The organism is Prevotella sp. S7-1-8 (genome assembly GCF_000758925.1).
GTDB lineage: Bacteria > Bacteroidota > Bacteroidia > Bacteroidales > Bacteroidaceae > Prevotella.
The window spans coordinates 81,079-101,785 of record NZ_JRNC01000031.1 but is presented as its reverse complement, the minus strand read 5'-3'; the positions used below and the strand labels follow the sequence as shown (position 1 = coordinate 101,785).

The 20,707-nt window shown below is 47.5% G+C and carries 16 protein-coding genes and 1 tRNA gene; 5 read left to right on the top strand and 12 right to left on the bottom strand.

The genetic code is table 11. From position 1 onward, the window contains the following. Positions 1-49 precede the first annotated feature (49 nt). The 3 genes from HMPREF1640_RS04870 to hflX form a co-directional block, all read right to left on the bottom strand. Positions 50-2,959 (bottom strand): pitrilysin family protein, encoded by a 2,910-nt coding sequence (locus HMPREF1640_RS04870; RefSeq protein ID WP_036892880.1) that lies wholly within the window; start codon positions 2,957-2,959, stop codon positions 50-52. A gap of 46 nt (positions 2,960-3,005) precedes the next feature. After that, positions 3,006-4,859 (bottom strand): DUF4954 family protein, encoded by a 1,854-nt coding sequence (locus HMPREF1640_RS04865; protein ID WP_036892879.1) that lies wholly within the window; start codon positions 4,857-4,859, stop codon positions 3,006-3,008. 143 nt (positions 4,860-5,002) lie between these two features. Beyond that, entirely contained in the window at positions 5,003-6,250 is a 1,248-nt protein-coding gene (gene hflX / locus HMPREF1640_RS04860) for a GTPase HflX (RefSeq protein WP_036892878.1), read from the bottom strand. 1,008 nt (positions 6,251-7,258) lie between these two features. On the opposite strand from hflX, the gene nagB reads away from it, so the two are divergent. Further along, positions 7,259-8,050: a glucosamine-6-phosphate deaminase gene (gene nagB / locus HMPREF1640_RS04855; protein WP_036892877.1), complete on the top strand. Its 792-nt coding sequence runs from the start codon at positions 7,259-7,261 to the stop codon at positions 8,048-8,050. Positions 8,051-8,182: 132 nt separating this feature from the next. On the opposite strand, the gene HMPREF1640_RS04850 is transcribed toward nagB, so the two are convergent. Continuing rightward, positions 8,183-8,509, bottom strand: coding sequence for a hypothetical protein (locus HMPREF1640_RS04850; protein ID WP_036892876.1), 327 nt, complete (start codon positions 8,507-8,509; stop codon positions 8,183-8,185). A gap of 90 nt (positions 8,510-8,599) precedes the next feature. Between HMPREF1640_RS04850 and HMPREF1640_RS04845 the strand changes: the two genes are divergently transcribed. After that, positions 8,600-11,323 carry a 3'-5' exonuclease gene (locus tag HMPREF1640_RS04845; RefSeq protein ID WP_036892875.1) on the top strand — a complete coding sequence of 908 codons (2,724 nt, stop codon included), beginning with the start codon at positions 8,600-8,602 and terminating at the stop codon, positions 11,321-11,323. A gap of 325 nt (positions 11,324-11,648) precedes the next feature. On the opposite strand, the gene HMPREF1640_RS12755 is transcribed toward HMPREF1640_RS04845, so the two are convergent. The 5 genes from HMPREF1640_RS12755 to HMPREF1640_RS04825 all read right to left on the bottom strand — a co-directional run bounded on the left by HMPREF1640_RS12755 (position 11,649) and on the right by HMPREF1640_RS04825 (position 15,327). Then, complete coding sequence (locus HMPREF1640_RS12755) at positions 11,649-11,894, bottom strand: DUF5053 domain-containing protein (protein ID WP_081935279.1); 246 nt, start codon at positions 11,892-11,894, stop codon at positions 11,649-11,651. Between the two features lie 50 nt (positions 11,895-11,944). Continuing rightward, positions 11,945-12,076 (bottom strand): hypothetical protein, encoded by a 132-nt coding sequence (locus HMPREF1640_RS13875; protein ID WP_255327710.1) that lies wholly within the window; start codon positions 12,074-12,076, stop codon positions 11,945-11,947. Positions 12,077-12,221: 145 nt separating this feature from the next. Further along, positions 12,222-12,758 (bottom strand): phage integrase SAM-like domain-containing protein, encoded by a 537-nt coding sequence (locus tag HMPREF1640_RS04835; protein WP_231565836.1) that lies wholly within the window; start codon positions 12,756-12,758, stop codon positions 12,222-12,224. Between the two features lie 156 nt (positions 12,759-12,914). Next, positions 12,915-12,989: transfer RNA gene (locus HMPREF1640_RS04830), tRNA-Arg, on the bottom strand. 592 nt (positions 12,990-13,581) lie between these two features. Further along, on the bottom strand, positions 13,582-15,327 hold the full coding sequence (locus HMPREF1640_RS04825) for a phospho-sugar mutase (protein WP_036892873.1): 1,746 nt from the start codon (positions 15,325-15,327) through the stop codon (positions 13,582-13,584). A gap of 149 nt (positions 15,328-15,476) precedes the next feature. On the opposite strand from HMPREF1640_RS04825, the gene HMPREF1640_RS04820 reads away from it, so the two are divergent. The 3 genes from HMPREF1640_RS04820 to HMPREF1640_RS04810 all read left to right on the top strand — a co-directional run bounded on the left by HMPREF1640_RS04820 (position 15,477) and on the right by HMPREF1640_RS04810 (position 16,636). Beyond that, positions 15,477-15,869, top strand: coding sequence for a DUF4491 family protein (locus HMPREF1640_RS04820; RefSeq protein ID WP_081935278.1), 393 nt, complete (start codon positions 15,477-15,479; stop codon positions 15,867-15,869). Beyond that, positions 15,829-16,299, top strand: coding sequence for a 23S rRNA (pseudouridine(1915)-N(3))-methyltransferase RlmH (rlmH, locus tag HMPREF1640_RS04815; protein ID WP_036892871.1), 471 nt, complete (start codon positions 15,829-15,831; stop codon positions 16,297-16,299). Before HMPREF1640_RS04820 ends, rlmH begins: the two co-directional genes overlap by 41 nt. Before the next feature lie 133 nt (positions 16,300-16,432). Further along, complete coding sequence (locus HMPREF1640_RS04810; RefSeq protein ID WP_036892869.1) at positions 16,433-16,636, top strand: hypothetical protein; 204 nt, start codon at positions 16,433-16,435, stop codon at positions 16,634-16,636. A 233-nt stretch (positions 16,637-16,869) separates the two neighbouring features. Here the strand turns inward: HMPREF1640_RS04810 and HMPREF1640_RS04805 are convergent, their stop codons facing one another. From HMPREF1640_RS04805 to HMPREF1640_RS04795, 3 genes are all read right to left on the bottom strand, one after another. Next, positions 16,870-19,116, bottom strand: coding sequence for a hypothetical protein (locus tag HMPREF1640_RS04805; protein WP_036892867.1), 2,247 nt, complete (start codon positions 19,114-19,116; stop codon positions 16,870-16,872). A gap of 116 nt (positions 19,117-19,232) precedes the next feature. Next, positions 19,233-19,436 carry a hypothetical protein gene (locus HMPREF1640_RS04800; protein ID WP_036892866.1) on the bottom strand — a complete coding sequence of 68 codons (204 nt, stop codon included), beginning with the start codon at positions 19,434-19,436 and terminating at the stop codon, positions 19,233-19,235. 853 nt (positions 19,437-20,289) lie between these two features. Next, positions 20,290-20,625: a hypothetical protein gene (locus HMPREF1640_RS04795; protein ID WP_052051707.1), complete on the bottom strand. Its 336-nt coding sequence runs from the start codon at positions 20,623-20,625 to the stop codon at positions 20,290-20,292. Between the last annotated feature and the right edge of the window lie 82 nt (positions 20,626-20,707).

The window sequence follows — 20,707 nt, the reverse complement described above, 5'->3', positions numbered from 1 at the left end:
GAGGAGGTGAATGTACCGGGACATACTTCGCGTGTCCCGGTAACTTATCTTAAAATCCGAATATTTCCTTCTCGCTTACGCGACGGATAGGAGCTATTTTTTCCAAAGATTTGGTATCCAAGTTTTTCTCATCGCCTACGATCAGGTATTTGTATGGTTTGTTGGCGATGCGTTCTTTGGCAAAATTGACGATATCGTCGAGAGTGATACTTGGAATCTTGTCGTATATTTTCTGGTCGATATCATAGTTCAAGCCAAGCTCTCTCATTGTCATGTAGTAGTTAAGCGTGTTGAAACGCGTATGGCGATTTGTGGCAAGGCTTTTGAGAAGGCTTTGCTTTGCGAGCTCGAAACCGGCTTGGTTTTGTGGGATTTGGTTGAGCAAGTTGTTAAATTCACCGATGCAATCCATCATCTTGTCACTTTGGGTGATGATGAATGTGTTGAAATACTCCTTGTCTCCCAGTCTGTAAGGCGCGTTGTATCTGGCCGAGGCGGAATAGGCCAGGCCCCTTGCCTCGCGCAGTTCTTGGAACACTATGGCATTCATGCCGCCGCTGAAGTATTCGTTAAACATGGAGACCAACGGAGCGTTGTCCATGTTCCACACACGGTTGGCGTTGTTGTATTGCACCATGTAGATGTTCTTGGCATCATAATGGGCTAACAACACCTCGTTTTTCGGCGTGGGTTGAGCTGTGTATCTCACCGTGTTCAGTGGTTGTGTAGCCTTTACATGGCGGCGCGGATAGTCTTTTTTCACGAGCGACAGCAATGTTTTTTCGTCTGTCGGGCCATAGTACATGATGGTCATAGGGTTGAGATGGCGTGCGTTTCGCAATGCCAAAAGCAACTCGTTGCCGTCAGAAGCCTTCAGTTGTTCTTCTGTCATGCTGTTCAGATAGGGGCTTGTTTTGCCATAAACGCCATAGCTTATCAGGGCCATGTAGGTGCCTCCTTGGCTCTGCTTGCTGTCTTGTCTCGATTTCAAGACCAACCCCACCACCTTGTCATAGTCTGCCTTGCTGATGGTGGCATGCTCCAAAAGGTTGGTGAAGAGCTTGAGCGCGGCAGGCATGTTCTCGTTTAGGCCACTCAAAGAGAGCCGTGTGTGGTTGGGCCTCACGCTCACGTTGAAGTTGCAGGCCAAGTCGTAGAACGCTTTTTTAATGTCGTTTGCCGACATTTTGGCTGTTCCCGCATAGTCGAGAAGGGCTGAGGCCATATGTAGGCGACTGTCGTTCTCACGTCCAACAGGTATGTCAAATTCCAAGTTGAACAGGCCGTCGCTGTCATTTTTCTTATATAACAACACGGTTTTTGCGTCCACGTCGCGTTTGCTCAGGTCTTTGCTGAAATCCACAAAGCGAGGCTCTATTGGCGCCACTTTGGCGTTGACAATGTCTTTGAGAAAGTCGCTTTGCATGTCGTTATTGGTCGGGATGGGCGTGATGGCAGGCTTGTCAATCTTCTTCACGCTGTTGTCCACACCCTTTTTCTTGTACGCCACGACATAGTTGTCGCGTAAATGACGGTTGGCATAGTCCACGATTTGCCGCTTGGTCATGTTTGATATTCGGTCGAGCGCGCGTACCTCGTCTTCCCATTTGCACTCATTGATAAACGCTTTGACAAACTTGTCAGCCCTGTCGCTGTTGCTTTGCAGCGATTTGTAATAGTCCAATTTCAGATTGTTCACTACCGCGCGCAGCAGTTTTTCGTCAAATTGCCCTTTTCTCAGTTTTTCCATCTCGGCGAGTACAAGTCCTTTCGCCTCTTCCAGGCTTTGTCCTTGGGTGGGCACCGCGTACAAAACGAACATGCCATAATCGTGTAGTCCCTCGCTGAACGCGCTTGCCGACTGCACTCGCATGGGCTGGTTGAGGTCTACGTCAAACAGTCCAGCTTTTCCGTTGCTCAGTATATCGGCTATCACTCTAAGTGTGTCTGTGTCGTAAGAAGCCGCGTTTGGAGTCTTCCATCCGATCATCAAATGCTCCGCTTCTTGGCCTATGACCGTCGTGTCCGTGGGCGCCACCAAGTCGGCTACGGGCGCATACTCAGGGCGAGAGAGTGTGGAGCTTCTTTGCCAATCGCCGAAATATTTGTCAATAATGGCCATGACCTTGTCAGGATCAATGTCTCCAGCCATGCAGATGGCTATGTTGTTGGGTACGTAGTAGCGGTTAAAATAGTTTTTGATGTTCGTGATAGATGGGTTTTTCAAGTGCTCTTGGGTGCCGATGGTGCTCTGCGTGCCGTATGGATGTGTGGGGAATAGTTTTTTGAACATGGCCTCCCACATCTTTCTTGAGTCGTTGGCCAAACCAATGTTAAACTCTTCATAGACGGCCTCCAACTCTGTGTGGAAGCCCCTGATGACCATGTTTCTGAATCGGTCGCTCTCTACTTTGGCCCATGATTCTATCTCATTGGCCGGAATGTCGTTCACATAGCATGTCACATCATTGGAAGTATAGGCGTTGGTTCCCTCGGCTCCTATCGACCTCATGATTTTGTCATACTCGTTCGGGATGTTGTATTTGGCGGCTATCTGCGATACGGAGTCTATCTCATGATAGGCATTCTTGCGCGAGACGGGGTCTTTGAGTCGGCGATAATCCTCGTATCTTTGCTCAATCTCATCAAGCAGCGGCGCCTCGGCCAGCGCGTCGCTTGTGCCGTATAGCTTTGTGCCCTTGAACATGAGATGCTCCAGATAGTGGGCCAAGCCTGTGGTCTCGGCGGGATCGTTGCGCGAGCCTGTGCGCACGGCGATGTAAGTTTGCAAGCGTGGTTTCTCCTTGTTGACGGACAGGTACACTTTCAGGCCGTTGTCGAGCGTGTAGATGCGTGTTTGCATGGGGTCTCCTGCCACGCTTTTGTAATGATAGTCCTTGGCGCTTATCGTCAAAGCTAAGAACGTGGCCAGTGAGGCCGTGATGAGTTTAAATTTCATTTTATTAATATTTAGGTATTAAATCGTTATAATGCCGGCGCTGTTTTTAGTTTTCATAGTCTTTTTCGTGGTCAAGGCTATTGATAAAATTGTCGAGCACTTCTTGTTCCACGTCGCCCATTTTAAATTCTTTCTCGGCGTCCTTGCGTATCTCGGCCACCCACGCTCTGCGCGCGTCCACGTAGTCTTGTTTAATCTTTTCGGCAGCTTCCTCGGTTAGTTCTGTCAGGCCATAGTAGTCGAGAATGAGTCGATAGGTCCATGTCCACTGGTATTCGCGGTAGTGTTCGTTGATCTCAATAAACCTGTTGATGATTTTTTCCACCGTGTCGAGCGTGCCGTTTTTGATGTCTTTAATGATGCGCCGCTCTTCGGAGTCGGGCAATAGCAGTCCGGACAAATCATTCCAGTCTCCTGTTCCTGTTGGCGTGGCGGGCGGGTTGAGGTCCGGGTCTCGCTTGCGCACGCGCTTAAGCACGGCTCCCATATAGATGCGTAGGGCTATATCGTAGTATTTGATGCCTTTTTTGAGCGACGAGCCGTTGATGACATACTCGTGGAAATTATATTTAGAGACATCCTCTCCCGACGCGTCGCGGAGGGCCTCAAGTATTTTTTTGCCTTTCTCGATTTCGCCCACGGAGAATGGCGACAGCCAGTCGAAGTTGACAATGCTCTTTTGCGAGCCTTTGGGTCGCAGGTCACGCTTGGGCCATTTTTGTATGTCGCGGTATAAACCGACGGTCGTGATGTTTCTGCCGGGCGACAAGCACATCGTGTCTCCGTATGCCGTGAGGTAAGAGAATGGCAGGTTGCGCGTGTCGGGGTGGTGCATCAGCTTGCCGAAGCACACGCTGAACGTGCCGATAGTGGCTGGCATCAGCACGTAGGCTCCGCTTGCGGTCTTGGTTCCTCGCTCTAAAATGCCCCAGTGCATCGGTCCCATTTTGTAGGCGTGGTTGGAGAAATTGGTGGCCGACCCAGCGTTGTAGAAGCTGAACATGCTACCGATAAGCAGTGAACTTTTGTGGTGGCTGGCTGTGAATGGGCCGCAAAACGCGGCGCACGTTTCGCCGTTGCTCATGTAGCTATTGGCAAAAAACACGCTGGCGGACGCCGTGAAACCGTTGCTGATATGGCAAGCCTCTCCCACAAAACAGTCTTGCATCTTGACCGAGTTGATAATGGAAGAACCATCGCTTATGATAGAGTTTTCGCATATCACGCCCGTGCCGATGTACACGGTGGCGTTTGGCGAGCTCATAATGGTTGTGTCGCTTAGGCGGGCGGCACCGTTTATCTCGCAGTCATCGCCCACCACGGTATTGGTTATCTCCTTGGTGTTCACTATCTTTACACGGTTGCCGATGGTTCCCCTGTCGGGCGTTGTCATCTCTATTTCCTCGCGTATGATGCGCCGAATGGCGTCTTTGAGCTCGCGGTCGCCGAAATGTTTCACCATGAAGGCGGCAAACTGGCTGTTCAATTCTCTGAAGAGTATCACGTTTCCATCGCCCACTTCGTTGAGCACCGACACCAAGTTGCCCTCTCCGTAGGTCGCTCCCTCGGTGGTTTCGATGGTGGAAATGTTTGAGATATGGCAGTCGTCTCCGATGTCGTAGTTGTTGATGTAGTTGCCGATGTTTTCTATCAGGCAGTCATCTCCGATAGTCACATTGCGCAAGGTGGCGTTGTTAATGCCCGAATGTTTCCAAAATCCCTTGGACACCTCCACGTTTTTTTCGAACGCGCCAATGTTCACTTCGCCGTAGAGCATCACCCGGTGCATGTATTTCGGCTTGAAGTCGTCAGACACGTTGATGTTGTTCCAATCTTCGGCCCAGCAGCTGCGGTCCTCGAGCGTGATGATTTCCTCGTCGGTAAGTTTTCTGTATTCCATAATGATATGATGTGCAACCCTTCCAACCGGCCTCTTGGGATGGGGTGTGGCTATCTGCCAGGTTGGGAGAGACGGTCTCGGGTTGGGTTAAATGGCTTAATTCCGGCTTTCGTTTGTCATGTCTTGTCGCGTTTCGTGAGGTGTCAGTCGTCCACGGGATACAGAAAATCGTTGTAGGGATATTTCTGTACATGCAGCTCGCGCACTTTGCGATACAGAGTGCCTCGCAGCTCATCGAGGTTCTCTTTGAGCTTCGCTGACACGAAGATGCAATCCTCGTCGTGCCTTGCCATCCACGTTTTTTTCAGCTCGTCGAGCGTCACGTTTTCTTTGGTTTCGGGCGTGAGGTCGTCCGGCTCTTTGTCCACCCAGTGATAATTGTCTATCTTGTTGAAGACCATTATCGTGGGTTTTTCAGCGCAGTCAAGGTCTTTCAGCGTGTTTTTCACCACCTTGACCTGTTCCTCAAAGTCTGGATGTGAGATGTCTATCACGTGCACCAACAAGTCGGCCTCGCGTACCTCGTCCAACGTCGACTTGAAAGAGTCCACCAAGTCGGTGGGTAGTTTGCGTATAAATCCCACGGTATCGGCCAACAAGAAAGGTAGGTTCTCGATGACCACCTTGCGCACCGTGGTATCGAGCGTGGCAAAAAGCTTGTTCTCCGCGAACACGTCGCTCTTGGCCAAGATGTTCATGATGGTCGATTTGCCTACGTTGGTGTATCCCACCAAGGCCACGCGGATGAGTCGTCCACGGTTTTTGCGCTGCGTGTTTTTTTGCTTTTCTATGTCTGCCAAGCGTTGTTTCAGCAGCGTGATGCGTTGCAATATGATGCGGCGGTCCATCTCAAGCTGTGTCTCTCCCGGCCCTCTCAGGCCCACGGAGCCTTTTCCTCCGCCCGCGCCCGCGCCACCGCGCTGCCGCTCAAGGTGTGTCCACAGGCGTTGCAGTCGAGGCAACATGTATCGGTATTGCGCCAGTTCCACCTGGGTTTTGGCGTTGGCGGTCTGCGCTCGCATGGCAAAAATATCGAGAATGAGCGATGTGCGGTCCAGAATCTTCACTTTGAGCGCGTTCTCAATGTTGCGCAACTGCTTGGCCGACAATTCGTCATCAAAGATCACCATGCCCACTTCCCTGTCCTCGTCGGCTTCGTTTTCGATATATGTTTTTATTTCCTCTAATTTTCCCTTGCCTACATAGGTCACTTGGTTGGGTCCATTCACGCGTTGCGTGTATCGCTTCACGGTGACGGCGCCCGCCGTGTCGGCCAAGAAATCAAGCTCGTCAAGATATTCGTTTGTCTTGGCCTCGTCTTGCTGGGGTGTGATAAGGCCCACTAATATTGCGGTTTCGGCTTTGGCCTCTGAAATCACAAATTCTTTCATTCTCTGTTTTTTATGTTATTGCAAAGATAATGAAAAGATTGGAAAATGATAGGATTATGTGCCTTTTTTTGATGCCGCTATAATTCCATGGCCTGCATGTCGTATGCCATCGCGTTGATTTCCAACCAATTGTCAGCATGTTGTTTGATGATATTTAATGTTCTCCCTCGCTTTGCGAATATAAGAACGTAAGAATCGTGCAGAGCGATTGCTGAACAAAAAACGCGTTAAAACAAATTGCCCGACCTTTTTTGAGAGGCAAAAAAATAGCTTGGACGTGACGTAGCGTCTATCTTCTCATTCTTGCGCCATTAAGCGTGGCGCGATGAACGCATGTGTCGCCGCATGTTGGTGGGCTATGTGAGCGCGCGCGCCTGAAACGTCGTCTCAGGCTGAACAAATTGACCAAAAAACTTGACAACACCCCTCTTGTATTTTGCGTATATAAAAAAACAAATCCTTTTGTCCAAAATATGGCAAAAAATTGATATTTTCGTAACTGGCTATTTCACAGTGACATACGCGTCATTTTGACTTCGCGGAGGTGTGAGCGCTGTTATTAGGCTTTGCGATTGGCGCTTACTGGCAAGGTGATAGGCTATCAATCACGTGACCAATAAATGCTCATCGTGTCGTGAATAGGTCTTAAACACAGGCTGAATAAGTGTTAATCGGGCTTTGGTTCTTTTATTTTAGTCTAAAAATGATGACTTGATGGGAAAAGGGAGACAGATTTTTCTCTAAATGGATGTTTTTTGGAGACACAAAAATAGGCATGTTTTCTTTACATCATCATTTTGATGTCATACGCGCCATTGCTTGAAGCCATATTCTCAACCTGTCAAGACAACAAGGAGGGTAGAAGCCAAAATGTACAATGGAAATTGATGTCTTGTCAAAAAAAAATAGTATTTTTGCAAATAATAAAATACTTTTTGGCAATATAAGCGTGGCTCTATAGCCTAAAAATTACGTACATTTAGCAAACACTTAAATCATTAAAATCTTATGAGAGTAATCATTCAACCGCATTATGACGGCATCTCGCAGTGGGCTGCCGAGCATGTAATTGAGCGTATAAACAGTTTTAACGCGTCTGCCAGCCACCCGTTTGTGCTGGGTTTGCCCACAGGTAGTTCGCCCGAGGGCATGTATGCCGCGCTTGTCAAGGCCAACAAGGAGGGACGAGTGAGTTTTAAACACGTGTTGACTTTTAACATGGACGAGTATGTTGGCTTGGCAGAGGATCATCCGCAGAGCTATCACAGCTTTATGGCCCGCAACCTTTTCGACCACATAGACATTCCCCGCGAGAATATACACATACTCAATGGCAACGCCAAAGACTTGAAAGCCGAGTGTGAGCGCTATGAGCGGATGATCGAGGAGGCTGGTGGCATAGACCTCTTTATTGGTGGCATAGGCCCTGATGGGCATATCGCCTTCAATGAGCCGGGCTCGAGTCTTGTCAGCCGAACACGTGAAAAGACGCTCACATCGGATACCATCTTGGCCAACAGCCGCTTTTTTGACAATGACGTGAACAAGGTTCCCAAGTATGCCTTGACCGTTGGCGTGGGTACGGTGATGGCCGCACGCGAGGTGATGATATTATGCAATGGGCATCACAAGGCTCGCGCGCTGCAAGCGGCGGTGGAGGGTGCCGTGTCGCAATGGTGGACTATCTCTGCCCTGCAAATGCACCGGCACGGTATCATCGTGGCCGACGAGGCGGCATGCGATGAGCTGAAAGTGGGCACATACAAATATTTTAAAGATATAGAGCAAAACAATTTGTGATGGGTATGGCGCCAACCATGACGTGATTTTATCTCGATATCAATATGAAGAAGGCATGCCAATCGTGGCATGCCTTTGTCGTGATTGGGCCAAGGGCGATGTCGTGGCTCGCTTTTACGATAAGGCCGAAGCTCAACGACCCAGTTTGTAATATTTTATCCACGCGAAGTGTTTGCGCTTTTTCAGGTAGTCCGGCTCGTCCATGTGATCGTAAGCCTCTCGCTCAAAACTGATATGGTGGTAAGCGTTGCCCCTCATGAACAGCCTGACAAGCCATTCCATAAAATACCATAGGTAGAAAAAGACGAACAACAGTTCCGCCATTTGCCGTGTGTGGATTTGTTCATGCCGGACAATCTCGGGCGTTATGATGGTCGATTTGTGGCAAAACAGTAACCCCATAATATTGATGGCGTCAAAATTTTTGGGCGGAAGAAGCCTGTTCCTGATAATTTTCATTCGCGCAAAGATAAATATTTTTGATGAATAACGCTTTCCCCGGTTTCTTAATTATGAAAAAATATAGTAAGTTTGCAGAAACTTTCAACCATGAAACAAAAACAACGGGAGTCATGGACGCCTGATTCTACGCAACGAAAAATTATATCCATTGAGGAAGGTTGCCATTTAGTTTTGGCCCCTCCCGGTTGTGGCAAGACCCAAATTTTGGCCGAGCGCATTTGCCATGCCCATGTCATGGGTGTGGCTTATGATGACATGCTTTGCCTGACGTTTACCAACAGGGCCGCTCGCGGTATGCGTGAGCGCGTCGCGGAAAACGTTGACGACGAGTCCGCGACAGATGTTTTTGTGGGCAACGTGCACCGATACTGCTCGCGTTTCCTGTTTGAAAACTCGCTCGTGCCAGCCGAAAGTTCTGTCATTGATGACGACACGGTGGTGGGAATACTGTCCATGTACCTTCAGGAGGACGAAGAGAGAGTGCTCGACGACAGCGGTCGCAGGCGGGAATACAGTGAGATAATGTTCATGGCTCACCTCATGTTCGAGTTGCGTAATGGCATACCGAAACCACTAAGACTGCATCCAGAGTGCTTGTCTAAAGACGACATTGCCGTTCTCGAAACGATTTGCGGGGTCAGGGAGCAACCGTTTACGAGCGAGTCTGTGCTCGATATATACGACCATACGGATTTCTTTCTTGATTTTGTCAGGTCTGAAGGTTTCGACATCGCGCTTCGCCAGCAGGCCGTGCGTTTGCTCGAGCGGATGCGATACGCGCATGGATACGACGCTTATAGGCGACAAAACAATCTTTTGGACTTTGAGGACCTGCTTCAGCTCACCTATGTAGCCATGAGGGATGGGCGTTCGCACAAACGCTATCCTTGGATTCAGGTGGATGAAGTGCAGGACCTTAACGCTTTGCAATTGGCCATAATAGACGAGCTCTCAACATTGGAATTCGCGCCGTCAGGTGGCAAGATAGTCAGTGGGACTGGCACTTTAATGTATCTCGGAGACGAAATGCAAGCCATTTTTTCATTCATGGGCGCCAAACTTCACATTTTAGGAGAGTTGAAAAAACGCTGCGAGGGGCATATTTATCACCTTGGAATAAACCATCGCTCACCCAAATACTTGGTAGATTTGCTCAATCTATACGCCGTAAAAGTTCTTAAAGCGGATGCCGATTTGCTGCCGGCCCCCACGGATGGAAGTCCTATGCGGGGCGGAGAGCTACAGATAGTCTCAAGTGACAATATCGAGTCTGAGTACGTTGATGTGGCGAATATGGCGACAAGGCTGTTTCATGATCATCCCGACGAGACAATAGCCATTATTGTCAACGCCAACAAAGACGCTGATACCATCAGTAAATTGCTTTTGGAAAAACGGCAATCGCATTTCAAGGTCTCTGGAACGGACCTATTCTCCACGCCTGAGGTTAAATTGCTAATGGCGCATTTAAGCGTGCTTTCCAATGACAACAACTTCATTGCGTGGTCCAGACTACTGAGAGGGACAAAGGTCTTCGGCACAAATTCGGGCGCAAGACAGTTTGTCCATCGTCTTAAAGCGAGGGCCATAACACCCGCCGACTTCTTTGATTATAAAGATACCACCTATATTCAGGCATTTGTGCAAACTTATGATGAGCGGGCGTTGGTTGTCTTTGACACCGAGACCACGGGCCTAAACGTGTTTGAGGACGACGTGATACAGATTGCCGCCCAGCGTATTCGTGATGGAATGGTTGTTGGAAAATTCTGTGTGCACATTGCCACCGAACGTGAGATTCCGAGGATGTTGGGCGATGTGGTCAATCCAATCATCGAGGAACGCAAGCGCAATGTCATTGTGACACACGAACAGGGATTGCGAATGTTTCTTGATTTTGTGGGCGATGATGTTCTCGTGGCGCACAATGCTGATTATGATTACCATATAATGGATTGGAACGTGCGTCGTTACCTGCGTGGCGTGAAGTGGCAAACACGATGTCCAAAGTGTTTCGACTCTCTTAAAATTATCCGTTTGTTACGACCTGATTTGCGCGCTTTTAAATTGAAATCGCTATTGGGAGATTTGAAATTGGAGGGCCAGAACTCACACCTTGCGGACGACGACGTCCATGCGACGGTGCAACTTTTGGTGTATTGCAGACGTCAGGGAGCTAAGGTTGCGGAGTCGCAGAGAGAGTTTCTCGGTCGTAAAAGTACACAAGAGCATATCAGAATGATACGTCAAAACTATGGCGACATGTTCGTTGAGGCTCGCGAGCGTCTTTATGACAGGCCCGCGAAGTCTGCCGAGTCGGCCATTGTCTCGGAGATGAAACATTTTTACCGGATGGCGAGAGCAAATGGTTGGATGTCCGAGACGGCAAAGATGAAATATGTTTTTAGCTTTATAGATAATGATATTTTAACCACCCAGCGCAACCTTTCGTTAAAAGAGCAGCTGGACAATCATATCACGGAGTTGTCCACTCTCAAAGAATCCGACCTATGTGGGTCCTCAGCCATAGATGAGCGCATGTTTGTCTCCACGATCCATAAGGCCAAGGGGTTGGAATTTGACAATGTCGTCGTTTTTGACATGGTGGACAGTCGCATGCCAAGCTATTTTAACAGGAACGACTTTAAGGGTTTGGCCGAAGATGCCCGAAAACTTTATGTCGCAATGTCACGGGCGCGAAAACGCCTTGTAATCACTTGCTGCAAAACGAGAAAGGTAAGCGGAAACGTGATACCCCAACGCATAACACGTTTTCTTGAGCCGGTTTCGCATTTGTTTGAAAAGGATTGACATGGCATGCCCGGTCGATTGATGTCTGACAATTGAACGCAAATCCTACCATTTTTTATAATGAAAGGTTTCAATGTCCATAAAGAACATTGAGACCTTCGCTTTTTATTGTTGGAAATCCTGCATGTGCGTTACGCTTGTTCTTTTACTTTCCATGCCGTTCGCCAATGGTCTGTCGCGGCGGCCATGGCGTTGGCTCGTCAGGCGGCAAGCCGCTGCCATGGCTCGCCAGGCGCAGGGAATGGGAGGCGCAGAGGTGGGCGGAATGAAATGCCCCGACACGGTTAAGTATCGGGGCGGTGTCAAATTAAAAAAAACGGCTGTGTTAAAGCCTGTCGGCTGCATTGCTTACCCTTTCCGAGATGTCCTTGAGGGCAGAACGCAGCTTTTCCCTGTCAATATCGTTGAAATCATCTGCCACACCGTTATTGCGACCGCTGAATTTGTGGTACAACCATGCCCTGCTCTTACCGAAATAGTTTTTGGCAAGGTACGCCCAGTTAATCTCTTCGTAAACATCATCTAATACTTGGCGGATGTCTGTCTGCTGTTGCTTGATAGTTATTTCCATAATTATTTGTTTTAGGCATCCCCTCCATATTCGGAGGGGCGGCTTGTTGCTTACTCGTTTTCCATTAGTTGGTAAACCAATTCTAAAATTTCTTGTTCGAGCATCTTCGCTCCATTGGGAAAGGCTTTCCTAAAATTCCGTATAAGCCTAATCAGTTCTTTTTCGTCTTCTGTTAATTCCATGATTTATTGTTTTTTAATTTGACAATGCAAATATAATAACCTTTTGATGATTGCGCAAATATTTTAGTGATTATTTTTCATGGAGGGCGCGTTTTCTTTGTACCTTTATGGCATGAAAACGAGGACTTTGTCAATTTCGTTAGTATTATTGGGAATGCTCTGCCTGTGCGTCTGCCGGACGGTGAGGCGCGTCCCTGCGTTTTAGCCAGCGTTCGAAATTGGATATGGTGACGGTGCTGATTTTCGAAAGGTATACGTCACCGTGCGTAAAATCCATGAAGAGCCTTAACGAGTTCTTGAGCATTCCGGCGTAAGAGCCGCGGCCATCCTCCGTTAGTTCTTTCTGATAATGCTCAGATACTTGTTTGAACGTCACCTTGGAAGAGTGCGGGCGCATTGATTTCAGGAGGTCGCGCAGCTCCTTGCAAGTGTAGTCGTCGGGCGAGGGTATGCGCTCCAGCCGTTCCTCGTAGTCGTTGAGGAGGTTGCGGAGCTTGATATTTATTTCGTGTGCGTTCGGAATTCTTACCACGATACCGTTATCGAACTCTGATAATGCGTTAACAGAATAAGGTGTGACAATGTAATGCGTTTCAGACCTGTGACCAATGGAAATACGAATTTTATACGCGCCATTTTTTGTCTTTGTGTGCTTTAGCACTGCGAGTTTTATTGTTGCCATTATGCTTCTTGATTAAAAACGAATAGAAAAAACTTGCTCCACGGTCCAAATTTGGACAAAATAAGCGTTTTTTTTTATTACCGAATAGCTTAACGGCTGTAAAGCGGAAAAATGAAAAGTACCTAAATCCCAGTGATATAGGAAGTTTTCGACGAGTGATTCCGTTGGGGTTCGAACCCAAGACCCACAGCTTAGAAGGCTGTTGCTCTAATCCAACTGAGCTACGGAACCTTGATAGCCATCATTTAGAACCTTTACTCAAAGTGCGATTACGGTTCCATTTCTGACTTATAACAGAACGTTTGCCACTTGCGTGACTACAAGTTACTGCGGTGCAAAGGTACTATATTTAGAAATATTATCCAAATATTTGTAACATTTATTTTGCTGCGTAGATTCAACTTCAAAATACTAACGGTTGGTACGGTTATCGACTTCTCCCGTAAGGGCACTGCTCTTGCACAAATGCTTTTTGCGAGCGTCGGGCCAACATCTGCGCATGAGATTAACTGTATGGGCCATATTCGTCGCCATTACGCTTAAGTCCACAAATGATGACGGATTAGTCTTTGTTTATGGTATCAACTATTTCTTTTGCTTGTAGCCTTGTTCGTGGATTACGGCAATTGCGTTTTTTTTGGCAATTTGCGAGGTTGTGCGCTCTTTTGTATTTTTGGAAGAGCTGCAATGATGTTAAAACGTTCCATCGGAGAGAGGGGGAGATACCTCCCCCTCCTCTGAAGAATATATCTTTTCGCTTCTTGGGATTATCCCCCAAAGTTGCGTTTCTTATCAGAACATATGAGAGCTAGATGCAAGAGAATTACACTCCTAAACTTTTTTTGATTCGCTCTATTTGTTCCGCGCCCTTCCTGTCAAGCTCTTCATATTGATCAGCGTTGCTCATGTCCGCCTTAACTTCTATGTAGAATTTGATTTTTGGCTCGGTGCCTGATGGGCGAACGCTCACCTTTGTGCCATCTTCGCAGAACCATTGCAACACGTTACTTGGCTCTGGCATATCAAGCTTAGATACGTTTCCGTTAGCGTCTATAGCGGTCAGCGGTTTATAATCCTTCCACAGCGTCACTTTGGAGTCTCCCAATTTTTGAGGCGGATTGTCGCGGAAGTTGGCCATCATCTGCTGAATTTCTTCAGCCCCACTCTTGCCCGGGCGTTCCACGTTGATGGTATGTTCCTTGGAAAAGCCATATTCCACGTATATATCCATCAAGATGTCATATAAGGTTTTTCCCTGATTTTTGGCAAAAGCGCAAATCTCGGCTAATAAAGAACAGGCTGACACGGCATCTTTGTCACGCACGAAATCTTCTGCCATAAATCCATAACTCTCCTCTCCGCCGCCGATATATTGCTGTTTCCCCTCGGAAAGACGAATTTCATTGGCTATCCATTTAAAACCGGTGTAGCAATCTCGCATCTCTATATTGTTAGCGTCGGCTATCTTTTTTATAACCTCTGTCGTGACGATGGTCTTGACTATGTAGTCGGTGGGCTTAAGCAAACCTTTCGCTTTGCGATTGGTTATGATATACCAAAGGAATAGCAAGCATGTTTGGTTGCCATTGATGAGCACCCATTCGCCTTTGTGGTTTTTGCATGCCATACCCACGCGGTCCGCGTCAGGGTCGCTGGCCATCAAGATGTCTGCGTCGAGAGCTTTGGCATCTCTTAATCCCAATGTTAACGCCTCTGCTATCTCCGGGTTGGGACGGTCTACGGTGGAGAAGTTTCCGTCTTTGATCATTTGCTCTGGCACGCAGTGCACGTTGTCAAATCCCCAATAAGCTAATGAGCGAGGTATCATCACTCGCCCTGCGCCGTGGAGGGGAGTGTATACGATTTTCAAGTTATGCTGGCGTTTAATCACCTCCGGGTCTATCGAGATGGAGCGAACGTCGCGAAGATATGCTTCGTCTATTTCCTCGCCGATGATTTGGATAAGCGCTTTGTCGCCTTCAAATTTTACGTCTTCAATGGCAACTTTGTTAACCTCGTCTATGATGCCTATGTCGTGCGGCTTGAGCACTTGCGCGCCATCGTCCCAATACGCTTTGTAGCCGTTGTATTCGCGTGGGTTGTGGCTTGCTGTGATGTTGACGCCTCCTTGTGCGCCCAAATGGCGAATGGCATATGAGCACTCGGGCGTGGGTCGCATCTCGTCAAAAAGAAATGCCTTGATGCCATTGGCCGAGAAAATGTTGGCCACGGTTTCTGCAAAGAGCCTGCTGTTGTTGCGACAGTCGTGGCAAACCACAACGGAAATTTGTTTTTTATCTTTAAATTTTTTATTCAAATAGTTGGCAAACCCCTGTGTAGCCATACCCACAACGTAGATATTCATCCGATTGGTGCCAGCGCCCATGATGCCACGTAAACCTCCTGTGCCAAATTCCAAATCTTTGTAGAAACTCTCGATGAGGTCTGTTTTATCCTCGTTATCCAGCATGGCTTGCACTTGCGCGCGAGTCTTCTCGTCAAACGACGGTGACAACCATTCCTTGGCCTTTTTCTCACATTGTGCTATCAGTTCAGAATTATTTCCCATAATAGATGTTTGTTTAATTATTTAATGATTGTTTTACGCAAAGATAGCAACTATTTCCTGAAAAAGTTACATAATATAGGTATTTTTTTATTAATTTTGCACGGATTTCACGGCATTGTGATTGATATTTATATTTTAATGATATAGCGATGTTTTTTACTGGCTTAATTATAGCAATCTCCACTTTTTTAATTATCGGTTTTTTTCATCCGATAGTAATTAAAACCGAGTATTATTTTGGCATTCGGCCTTGGTGGTTTTTCCTTGTTGGTGGCTTTGTTTGTATTGTATGCTCTCTACTCATTGAAAATGCCATATTTTCGTCCATCGTTGGAGTGGTTGGAGCCAGCATGCTGTGGTCAATAGGCGAATTGTTCTCCCAAAAAAAACGTGTGGAGAGAGGTTGGTTCCCTATGAATCCCAAACGAAAGGAAGAGTATTCGACCGTATGTCAGGATAAGGCCAAGGACCAATCAAATCATCACAACTCAACAGTCATCCATGAAAACGCTGCTGATATTAATCGGAAAAACTCAAAATAGAGATTTTGATAATGGCATAACGGATTATGTTAAACGGATAAATCATTATATGCCATTAGAGGTCGAGGTTATACCTGAACTTAAAAACACCAAGAATACCAGTGAGAACCAACAAAAACAAAAGGAGGGTTCTTTGTTGTTAAAGCGTTTGCAACCTTCAGACACGTTAGTGCTTCTGGACGAGCGAGGCATGGAATTTCGCAGTTTGAATTTCGCCTCATGGCTTCAAAACAAAAAGAACACTGCGCGACGACTGGTTTTTGCCATTGGAGGTCCCTATGGATTTAGTCAAGATGTGTATCAGAGAGCCAATGAAAAAATATCTTTGTCACGCATGACTTTCAGTCACCAGATGGTTCGATTGGTCTTTACAGAGCAATTGTATCGCGCTTGTACTATCATTAATGGTGAGCCCTATCACCACGAATGACACGCCAATCCTGTTCATCTTAAGTTCCAAACTCTGCCAATGCTCCACTCTTTTTTACTGTATTGTACAACCAATGGTGGTTGTACGGCATGAGAGGACGTGGTAAAGTGCCTGCAATTCATAACAGACAACCATGTGCCACCTGCTTGTGACAGGCGACAAAGCCACGGCGTTCCATGTCAAGCGGCTTGACTCGGTCGCTGCGGCGATCGTGGCAAACGTGGACTATGCCATCGGAATGGTTGAGATTGTTGCCGCGTACCAATTGGGACGAGCGAAGAATACCTTGACGCATGTTCACGGAGTGCGGCAACCTCGGGAAACATTTGTGTCGTAGAGTGTAGGCGTAAAGTTTTTTGTACAAAGGTGGTGAAGATGGGATGCCGCTCAAAGGCGGCCAATGTTGGATGCTTGCTTCTTTTTTTATACCTTATGAATTATATGTGATAAATCCTGACTTGGATATTTTATATGATATATTTGGGAACGCATCAATGGGAATGCGCCGTGAGGCGCATTCCTGTCTGTTTCTTTATCGTGCGAAAAGAAAAAAGTGTTCCGCAAGGGGAGTTATCTCGGATTAGCGTGCCATCCTGTTTTTGGGCGAGCCCAGTTCGTGCCAGTGCCGTGACCGCTTCCCTCCTCGTTGTATTGGTCTCCCAGCTTTCCTTTCTCATTGCACATCATGAGATTGGTGAATGGGTGTATGAAGGCAGTACCCCAATAGTTCTTGCGCTGGAAAGTTCCACCTTCCCAGTTGGAGAAAGAGCGGCAGAAATGACCAGTATTAGCACTTCCTTTTCCTTGGTAAGTGTTGGCTGCGACCAGCATCATTCCGTTGTGCCAATTGGTTGGCAACAGTCGTAATCCTTTGGTAGATTCGCCTTGTAATGGCAGTTTCACTTGCACGTTGAACTTGCTGTCCTCACCATTCCACCATGCGTCACTCATAATGTCAGACACCTTTAGAGGCGCGTTGCCTATCCAACGGCTGGTCACGACGAGTTGGTTCTCGTTGGTGTCTTGGCGGTTGGGCCAGTTGCGCGTCTCCCATTTGTAGGCGCAACAGAGCCTGTCTCCGTATTTCGAACTTCGGAAGAAGCGTATGGCATAAGTAGTCTTGCCATCATTCGTGGTGTAGAAATTGCTGAAAAAGCCTTGTGTATTGAGGTTTTGCATCTGTACTCCTGCAAGATCGCCGCCGTTATCCGGAATAAGGTCTCTTACATATAGAAATCCTTCTGAGTCCTCGATTTCGGCATAGAGCGTCATCCATTCCAGGTACAGGTCGTTCTCGTTCTGGAACGTTCTGTTGTCTGGTTTCAAAACAATGTCTTTTCCTTGGTCTGTCCATTTACCATATACGGCAGGGAATGGGAAGAGCGTGGTCAGCTCGGTGAGCGAGGGGGTGTGCCACACGTTATCCTCGGGCATAACGCGTTTGTGCTGCATGGCTTCCTCCCATTTGTACCACACGCTGCCATTTTTCTTGCGCCAGTCGTGCGAGTCATCGGGCCACTTGTCACCTGGGATAACAAGGTCGTTGTCCCACCATGTCTTGGGGGCGGCGATGTTGTGCTTGGCTGCGCGAGAGAGGAAGTTGAGGAAGTTGAATGACGGGTACGGTTCCGAGTCGTGCACGTTGGCGGTGAGGGTGCGTATCTTGCCGCCATCGTTCTTGAAGATGTGCTTGCTGACAAACGGACCTTGCGCGTTGGCTTTCTTGGCTTGTTTGAGAATGTAGCCGCCTGTCCACGACCCCATCATGGTCTCAACGCCTGTCTTGTCGGTGGGCATGCCCCACATGTACCATACGTCGTATTCAGCTCCGCCCTCGGTGAGGTGTATGGCCTCGTCGGCTTTACCGTTGAGGTGGAGTATGTAGTTGTCGTTGTTGTCGAAATTGCGGACGACGAGAGGACAGGTGCTTTCCCACCATGTGCTGATGTCTCCAGCTTTGAGTTTGCCTTTGTCTGTTATGGGGCAGAACACGCCCATTGGGTGCAGGGCGTTGGTTTTAAGGAAGTAGTCGTGCGACTTGGACACATTGTCGTCACGTTTCACCTTTATTTTGACGAGCGTGCCAGGCATCTTAAATCTGAAACGGACGAATGGCGCGCCATTTCTCATGGTTACTGGCTTGCTGTTGGATATGAAGGCGATTGGCTCGTTGTTGTTTGCCATTCTTACGTTACCACCTTGTTCGGTATAAGGACTGTTGTCGGGCACCATCTGTGGTTGAAAACTCACGCTGTGGCGCGTCGTTCCGTTGGCGCCTCCTCCCACTTCTTTCTCCGTTCCACCAGCTACGGCGCACACTTGCCAGCCGTCGCCAGAGATGTTGTCGGAGGGACTGCCGAGTATCCATGTCACAGTGATGTTTTGCAATTTTCCCTCACCGTTGGGGTCGTTGAGCAGCAGGTAGTTGTTATCGCTGCGCTTGGTCCGCCACTTGTATGTGAATTTGCCGAGTTGCTGTGTGCGCTCGTTCATGATGTAGCATGTGGCAACGAAGTCTTGCTTGGCTTCCACCTTACCGTTTTCGTCGAGCGAGATGGCACGGGTGATACCGCCGCGTGTCTTGGCGTTGCTTGCCAGTTCGCGGACTATTTTCTGTGTCTCGCCGTCCATCTGCATGTCGCCGATGTACATTCGTATGGTGGTGGTTGGATATTTCGTCTGCCCTTGCTCCTTGTCAGGAGAAGAGGGCTGGATGTTCTCTATGTCGCTGGCGCACGATCCGAGCGCGAGCCCCATGAGCGCGAGCGATACGCAAAGCATGCCAGCCCTGCGCAGGTTATGGATAGTTGTTTTCATATATTTCCTGTCTTTTGTTTTTTCTCTTTTCTCTTTTCATTGTGTTCATTGTGCCGAAAAGCCATTCTTGCTCCCTTTGCCCTGTCTGGCTTGGCAGTGGGTTTGTGGGCGAGTTGTCAGTTTTCCCAACCATATTCCATGTCGAAGTCTTCCTCCGAAAAATCAAACCTCTTGGCATCCTCGACTTCTCCACCATCTGTGGGTTCCTCCACGCTGGCATATACGCCCCATTTGTCCAATAGGTTGTCATCTCCGCCAATCTTTATTGCCTCGCATAGAGGTGTAGTGTATGGCTTTTTATGTTTTGCGGTTTCTTTCATTTCACTTTCAATTTTATACTTTATTAAATGATTAATGACTCTCTTTGTGTGTTTGTTATCCTTTCCTTCATGTTGTTGTCAATTAGGTTGATCGCTTGGTATGGACCTTGTCTCCCAGAGTTGTTTCTTCCTCCGCTGTCCTGCGGCCATGCTGTGACATATGGTTGTAGAGTCATTTCTTGCCTTGATTGTTCATTTGCGTTATGGGTCTCACTGTGGTTAAACCCGAGCGCGAGGCGTCAAGGCAGGCATGTGCGGCAGTGCGTGCGACACTTACGGATATGGCAATAGCCCTCCCATCTCCTGCCTTGCAATGAGGAGTGGCAGGAGAATCGCCGCGCATATGTCGCCAATAAAAAATGTTAAATGTTCGGGGGGGGGTAATAAAGTATGTTAACGAATATGCGGCACACGACATTCTTTCACGCTTTTTTGTAAAGGCGAAAGAGGCATTGGTCAGGCAGCCGAAACAGTGTGTCACATATTTATACATACATCGTCAAGAATTGTTATTACCTTCATTTTTGCTCCTTGTGTGTTTAATATGGGAGCGATGTTGTTTAATTTTATAAATATAAGGTAAAATTAAACTTTTTTCCTCAAATCTCCAAGCAATTTCAAGAGAAATTACTTGGTTCTTTCATATAAAAAATAATTGTGCCGTTTTGGTTTATTACGGTTTTGTTTGATTTATTTTTACAATATTATGACACAATGATGCGATGGAGCAAAGATACAAATAGATAACGTACGCATTTTGGGTAAACGCGATATTGCAATTATTGTAATTTTATATTTACAATACTCTGTTATTATTTTTATTTTGCGTCAGCAACGAATATAAATATAACGTTTACATTTTTTTATTTAATGGCATGTTTGGGTTCTTCTCAAACACGTCAATAATTCGTCGCGAATGGTAGGCATTGAGCATCCACGCTTTAAGGCAACCGATGGGCGTGCCAAGTTCCTTGCGCATGATTTTCTTGACATTGAGTGCCGTGAACAAATCGTTGAAAGTACAGCCCATTTTTCTATTGTCGCGTGCCTTGCAATCGGCAAGGGCGAGAGACCGCCTCGCCTCGCGAAAACAAAACACCCCTTGGAAACGCGTGGTGTGACATTCCATCACGTCGCGTCTCCACTCATCCGCCACAATTTCTGTTGGCTTGGGCTGAAAGATTCGCAAACCACAAAAAATAACTGACTTTTGCGCAAAATAAGAGGAGGTGCGTCATTGGGACGCACCTCCTCAAATATAGCCTGCCTGT

Bases quoted from the DNA above. Each gene is read 5' to 3' on its own strand.
- HMPREF1640_RS04870 (WP_036892880.1), bottom strand. From the start codon at position 2,959: ATGAAATTTAAACTCATCACGGCCTCACTGGCCACGTTCTTAGCTTTG.
- HMPREF1640_RS04865 (WP_036892879.1), bottom strand. From the start codon at position 4,859: ATGGAATACAGAAAACTTACCGACGAGGAAATCATCACGCTCGAGGAC.
- hflX (WP_036892878.1), bottom strand. From the start codon at position 6,250: ATGAAAGAATTTGTGATTTCAGAGGCCAAAGCCGAAACCGCAATATTA.
- nagB (WP_036892877.1), top strand. From the start codon at position 7,259: ATGAGAGTAATCATTCAACCGCATTATGACGGCATCTCGCAGTGGGCT.
- HMPREF1640_RS04850 (WP_036892876.1), bottom strand. From the start codon at position 8,509: ATGAAAATTATCAGGAACAGGCTTCTTCCGCCCAAAAATTTTGACGCC.
- HMPREF1640_RS04845 (WP_036892875.1), top strand. From the start codon at position 8,600: ATGAAACAAAAACAACGGGAGTCATGGACGCCTGATTCTACGCAACGA.
- HMPREF1640_RS12755 (WP_081935279.1), bottom strand. From the start codon at position 11,894: ATGGAAATAACTATCAAGCAACAGCAGACAGACATCCGCCAAGTATTA.
- HMPREF1640_RS13875 (WP_255327710.1), bottom strand. From the start codon at position 12,076: ATGGAATTAACAGAAGACGAAAAAGAACTGATTAGGCTTATACGGAAT.
- HMPREF1640_RS04835 (WP_231565836.1), bottom strand. From the start codon at position 12,758: ATGGCAACAATAAAACTCGCAGTGCTAAAGCACACAAAGACAAAAAAT.
- HMPREF1640_RS04825 (WP_036892873.1), bottom strand. From the start codon at position 15,327: ATGGGAAATAATTCTGAACTGATAGCACAATGTGAGAAAAAGGCCAAG.
- HMPREF1640_RS04820 (WP_081935278.1), top strand. From the start codon at position 15,477: ATGTTTTTTACTGGCTTAATTATAGCAATCTCCACTTTTTTAATTATC.
- rlmH (WP_036892871.1), top strand. From the start codon at position 15,829: ATGAAAACGCTGCTGATATTAATCGGAAAAACTCAAAATAGAGATTTT.
- HMPREF1640_RS04810 (WP_036892869.1), top strand. From the start codon at position 16,433: ATGTGCCACCTGCTTGTGACAGGCGACAAAGCCACGGCGTTCCATGTC.
- HMPREF1640_RS04805 (WP_036892867.1), bottom strand. From the start codon at position 19,116: ATGAAAACAACTATCCATAACCTGCGCAGGGCTGGCATGCTTTGCGTA.
- HMPREF1640_RS04800 (WP_036892866.1), bottom strand. From the start codon at position 19,436: ATGAAAGAAACCGCAAAACATAAAAAGCCATACACTACACCTCTATGC.